Raw genomic sequence first — 5,031 nt, forward strand, 5'->3', positions numbered from 1 at the left:
GCCCACCGGGAGCCCGGATCCGTCGCCCGTCGCGGACGCGGGGCCGTCGCCCGAACGGCGGAGTGGGATTCCGGCGGCCCGGGCGGGCCCGGCTTGCGGCCCGGAGGCGCCCCGGATCCGCGCCCCCGTCCGTCCCACCATGCCTCGGCACGGCCATTCGCGCAGGTCACGGACGTGGGGCGGGGCGGCAGACATCACCCGAACGGCCCCACCGTGACCACCGTCACACCGTGCCCTCTCGACTCGGAACCCGCGGCGCGGCTGCGTGACCATCCCAGGGGACGGACGACAGGACTCCGCCACCGCACCGGGGCGGAGTCGGCCCACGAAGGGTGGCGTGTGATGTCTGCGCACATACGTATCCCCAGGATGTTCTCGCGAGCGAGCGCCGTCTCAGCCCTCACCGTCGCCGCTGTGGGGGGCACCGTGGCGACCCCGGGGTGTCCACCGGAGGCCGAGGCCGCGACCGCCGCGGCCAAGGCGCTGCGGATCGCGGCGTCGAAGAAGGGCGCACCGTACAAGTACGGGGCCCAGGGTCCGGGGCGCTTCGACTGCTCCGGGCTGACGCTGTACGCCTACAAGCGGGCCGGGAAGCGGCTGCCGCGCACCGCGGCCGCGCAGTACAACCGGACCCGCCACATCAAGGCCGGTTCCCGCAAGGGCGGGGACCTGGTGTTCTTCCACTCCGGGAGCGGGGTCTACCACGTCGGCCTGTACGCGGGCGGCGGCCGGATCTGGCACGCCCCCAAGACCGGCACGGTGGTGCGGCTGGAGCGGATCTGGACCAAGAAGGTCTGGTACGGACATGTGCGCTGAGTCCGCCGTAGGTGTCAGTGACCGTGGGTAGGTTGACGGGGCCGGGCCACACCGCCGTGGACCGGCCCCGTCGACCACCGGAGGCATCGCATGGCGTATCTCAACCCGGTCCGGCACATCACCTTCGACGCCCGTGACCCCCACGCCCTCGCGCGGTTCTGGTCCCGGCTGACCGGCTACCCCCTGGAGGACTCGGAGCCGGACGACGACGAGGTGCTGATCAGCTCGGGGCAACCCGGGGTGCCGGGGCTGCTCTTCATCCGGGTCCCGGACTCCAAGGCCGTCAAGAACCGCGTGCACCTGGACATCCAGCCCCCGTCGGGCACCCGGGACGCCGAGGTGGAGCGGCTGATCGGGCTCGGCGCCTCCGTAGTGGACGACCGGCGCACGGACGACGGCCTGGGGTGGGTGGTGATGGCCGACATCGAGGGCAATGAGTTCTGTGTGGAGCGCAGCGCCGTGGAGCGCGGTCTGGTGCCGGCATGAACGACCCTTCGCACGGCGAGCCGTTCCACGGTGAGCCCTTCCAGGCCGACCGGACCTATGACCAGGTGTATCTCCTCTTCGTCGACACCTCCGGCTATTCGACGATCGTGCGCTCGAACCCCAGGGACCGCGCCGCGCACGCCTTCGATCTGCTGCGCGAGCGGATGCGCGCCCGGATCGGGCAGCTCTCGGCGCAGCGGCGCTGTGCCCGCAGCGACTTATGGAGCTGGCGCGGCGACGGGGGCTTCTTCGCGGTCCATGACGACAGCGAGAGCGTGGCCCGCGATGTCGCGCTGGAGGCGGCCCGCACCTTTCTCACCCTGGATCTGCGCCATCTGCGCGATGAGTTCGCCCAGGCGGGGGTGGCCGGGGAGCTGCATGTGCGGATGGCGTTGCACAAGGGGGCGATACGGCACACCGGCGAGGGCCGGACCGGCACCATCCACTCCCCCGACATCAATCTGGCCGCGCATCTGGAGAAGGCGACTCCGGCGGACTGCCTGGCGGTCTCGGAGGATGTGTACCGCACCGCGGGGCCGTATGCGGAGCTGTTCGCCCATGTGGGAAGCCATGAGGGCAAGGACGTCTATCTGATGGCGGGCGACGGCGGGCCGGGCGGGGCGGCCAAGGCGTGGCTGGCGGGCCGGGGGCTCGCGGAGGGCTCCCCGGTGCACGCGTATCCGGAGCGGCCGAGCCCCCAGGAGAAGGCGCGGCTGCTGGACGCGGCGGGCGAGGAGGTCCTCGACATGGGAACGGCGCTGCGCACCTCCTCCAACCGGCTGGTCACCACCGAGCGTCCGGCCCGCTTTCGCGACGCGATCCTCGGGCTGCTGCGCCGGGGCGGCACCTACCGCTGCTATCTGCTGGACCCGTCCTCGGACGCGGCGGCCACGCTCTCCCGCCAGTACCAGGAGGACATGACGCGGAAGATCAAGGATTCGCTGGAGCGGTTCGGCCGTTTCAAGGAGCGCTATGGGGCGGAGGCGGACGGCCTGCACGTCTATCAGACGGACGAGTTCCCCGGCTTCTCGGCGCTCACCGTCGATATGCACCGGCCGAGCGGGCTGATCCTGTACTCCTCGTATCTGATGGGCACGAGCCGGTACGGGGTGATCGAGCGCGGCGACATGCCGCACTATCTGATCGGCCCGGCGGCCGGGCGGGTCTTCACCCGGATCCGTCAGCTCGCCGAGGCGCGGGCCTCGGAGGGGCAGGCCCAGCGGGTGCTGTGAGCGGGGTCAGCGGACCGGCACGGTCCACGGCAGGGCGATCCAGACGGTCTTGCCGCCGTCCGCGGTCGGGGTGACGAACACCTCGCCGCCCGACTCCGCGGCCAGACAGCGCACGATGACCATGCCGCGTCCGCTGTCCTGCTGGGTGGCCAGCGGCAGCCAGCGGGGCCACGTGGGGTGGCTGTCGGTGACCCCGATCTCCAGCCGCTGCTCGCGGTCGAGCCGCAGGTCCACGGTGAAGGTGGGCGACTGGCCCACGGTGTGCTCCACGGCGTTGGTGGCGAGCTCGGAGACGATCAGCCGCACGGTGTCGGCGGCCTCTTCGCCCTGCCCGAGCCCCCATTCGGCGAGCACGTCCGTGACATAGGCACGTGCCGCGGGAACCGAAGCCGGTGCGCTCAGCAGAGTGACGGATGCTTCCTGATGGTCTGCCATGACGGCCTGTCCCTTTCCCGCCGGGGCGCGGCTGCGGACGCGTTGGAAGGTGGAGCTGCGAAGCCGGTGAGTCGTGGGCTGCCCTGACGGCTCTACGCGTCAGAGTGCCACCGATGGCCGCCGCAACGGGGGCGATCCACCGAGTTATGCATATATCTGTCGCCCAAAGCGGTGAACTCTGCTACGGAAAACCGGATGTGGAAGGCACACTGGGCCACTGGTGCGACACGCGCTGTGGGTGCCGCGCCGGCAAGGGGAAAGGCGGGAGGGAGAACTCATGCGGTACGGCCCGGCGGTGCGCCGTCGCAAGCTCGGCGCGGAACTCCGCCGCCAGCGCGATCTGGCCGGACTCACCAGCGGCGAGGCCGCCCACCGGCTGGGCTGGCATCAGTCGAAGGTGAGCCGGATCGAGACCGGCCGGAGCGGGGCCAAACCCTCGGATGTGGCGCGGCTGCTGGAGCTCTACGAGGTCGCCGACCCGGAGCTGCGCGCCCTGCTGGAGGCGCTGTGCCGCGGGGGCGCCTCGGATCCGGAGGGGTCGCGGCGCGGCTGGTGGTACGCGTACCGCGATCTACTGCCGCCCGCCTACCGGGACTTCATCAGCCTGGAGGCGGAGGCGTCGGACGCGTACACCCTGGAGACCACGGTGGTGCCGGGTCTGCTCCAGACCCCGGACTACGCCCGGGCGGTGACCCTCGCGGCGCTCCCGGATCTGCCGCGGCCCCAGGTGGACTCGCTGGTGGAGGTGCGGATCGCGCGGCAGTCGGTGCTGCACGGCGAGCGGCCGCTGCGGCTGCACGCGGTGCTGGACGAGGCGGCGCTGCGGCGCGAGGTGGGCGGACCGGAGGTGATGGCAGCGCAATTGAGCCATCTGGCCAAACTGTGCGCATTGCCTCAGGTGCGGCTTCAGGTGCTGCCATTCTCTATCGGAATGCCCATTGGTATGACAGGTCCTTTCATTATTTTCTCTTTTCCGCACATTAGTGACCTGGACGTAGTAGTTCTCGACCACCTGACGAGTAGCCTCTATCTGGAGCGGAAAGAAGACCTCCGGGCGTACAGCGCCGCGTTCGAAGTACTGCGGACCCGCGCCCTGACACCTGAGGAATCGTTGTCCTTCATCAACAAAATCGGGGGCGGCGCCTGAGGGGGCACCATGTCCAGTATGTCCGCCAAGTCCGTCCACTGGCTGCGCAGCAGCTACAGCGTCGGAATGAACAACTGCGTCGAGACGGCCCTGCTGGGGTCCGACCAGCTCGGCGTGCGCGATTCGAAGAACACGGCGGGCCCCGTCCTGCTGTTCACCCCGTCGACCTGGGTCTCCTTCCTCGAGGGGCTCAAGGACGACGGCCTCGGCTCCGGCACTTCCCGCTCGGCCGGAACCGGAAGCTGATCCGTCAGTGAGGTATCTGTTCCGCCTGTGAACGGCTGATCCGTTCACCCTCCCGTCAGTGAGCCATCAGGCGGTCGGCGCGGTCTTCACGATCACGTCGACCGCCCTGTCGACCTGCTCCTCCGTCAGATCCCCCCGCGCCGTCAGCCGCAGCCGCGAGATGCCGTCGGGGACGGACGGCGGGCGGAAGCACCCCACCAGCAGCCCGGCCGCGCGGCAGTCCGCGGCCCAGCGCACCGCCTGCTCCGGCGACGGGGCCCGCACCGACACCACCGACGCGTCCGGCCGCACCGCGGTCAGCCCGGCGGCGGTCAGCCGTCCGTACAGCCCCATGGCGACCGTACGGACGCGGGCGACGCGCTCCGGCTCCCGGCGCAGCAGCCGCAGGCTCGCCAGGGCGGCGCCCACGGCCGCCGGGTTGAGCCCGGTGTCGAAGATGAACGTGCGTGCGGTGTTCAGCAGGTGCTCGATCACCCGGGCGGGCCCCAGCACCACCCCGCCCTGGCTGCCCAGCGACTTGGAGAGGGTGGCCGTGACCACCACATCCGGCGCGCCCGCGAGCCCGGCCGCGTGCACCGCGCCACGCCCGCCCTCGCCGAGCACCCCCAGGCCGTGGGCCTCGTCCACCACCAGCGCCGCGCCGTACGCACGGCAGGCCCCGGCGAGGGC

7 protein-coding genes are annotated in these 5,031 nt (G+C 71.2%); 5 read left to right on the forward strand and 2 right to left on the reverse strand.

All coding sequences use genetic code 11. The features are described 5' to 3' along the window. The first annotated feature begins 342 nt into the window (after positions 1 to 342). From KN815_RS46435 to KN815_RS46445, 3 genes are all read left to right on the forward strand, one after another. Positions 343 to 816, forward strand: a complete 474-nt coding sequence (locus KN815_RS46435; RefSeq protein ID WP_216347806.1) for a C40 family peptidase — start codon at positions 343 to 345, stop codon at positions 814 to 816. Between the two features lie 90 nt (positions 817 to 906). Further along, the gene (locus tag KN815_RS46440) at positions 907 to 1,302 is read left to right on the forward strand and encodes a VOC family protein (RefSeq protein WP_216347807.1); all 396 of its coding nucleotides are present in this window, start codon (positions 907 to 909) and stop codon (positions 1,300 to 1,302) included. Beyond that, positions 1,299 to 2,534 carry a nucleotidyl cyclase domain-containing protein gene (locus KN815_RS46445; RefSeq protein WP_216347808.1) on the forward strand — a complete coding sequence of 412 codons (1,236 nt, stop codon included), beginning with the start codon at positions 1,299 to 1,301 and terminating at the stop codon, positions 2,532 to 2,534. The genes KN815_RS46440 and KN815_RS46445 overlap by 4 nt, the downstream gene beginning before the upstream one ends. 6 nt (positions 2,535 to 2,540) lie before the next feature. On the opposite strand, the gene KN815_RS46450 is transcribed toward KN815_RS46445, so the two are convergent. Beyond that, positions 2,541 to 2,969 (reverse strand): ATP-binding protein, encoded by a 429-nt coding sequence (locus KN815_RS46450; protein WP_216347809.1) that lies wholly within the window; start codon positions 2,967 to 2,969, stop codon positions 2,541 to 2,543. 277 nt (positions 2,970 to 3,246) lie between these two features. Between KN815_RS46450 and KN815_RS46455 the strand changes: the two genes are divergently transcribed. Further along, positions 3,247 to 4,116: a helix-turn-helix domain-containing protein gene (locus KN815_RS46455; RefSeq protein ID WP_216347810.1), complete on the forward strand. Its 870-nt coding sequence runs from the start codon at positions 3,247 to 3,249 to the stop codon at positions 4,114 to 4,116. Between the two features lie 18 nt (positions 4,117 to 4,134). Next, positions 4,135 to 4,362 (forward strand): DUF397 domain-containing protein, encoded by a 228-nt coding sequence (locus KN815_RS46460; protein ID WP_372458646.1) that lies wholly within the window; start codon positions 4,135 to 4,137, stop codon positions 4,360 to 4,362. 66 nt (positions 4,363 to 4,428) lie between these two features. Here KN815_RS46460 and KN815_RS46465 read toward each other — a convergent pair. After that, the coding region (locus KN815_RS46465) for an aminotransferase class I/II-fold pyridoxal phosphate-dependent enzyme (RefSeq protein ID WP_216347812.1) at positions 4,429 to 5,031 on the reverse strand (603 nt) is incomplete at its 5' end.

The organism is Streptomyces niphimycinicus, assembly GCF_018883605.1.
In the GTDB taxonomy this organism is placed as follows: domain Bacteria; phylum Actinomycetota; class Actinomycetes; order Streptomycetales; family Streptomycetaceae; genus Streptomyces; species Streptomyces niphimycinicus.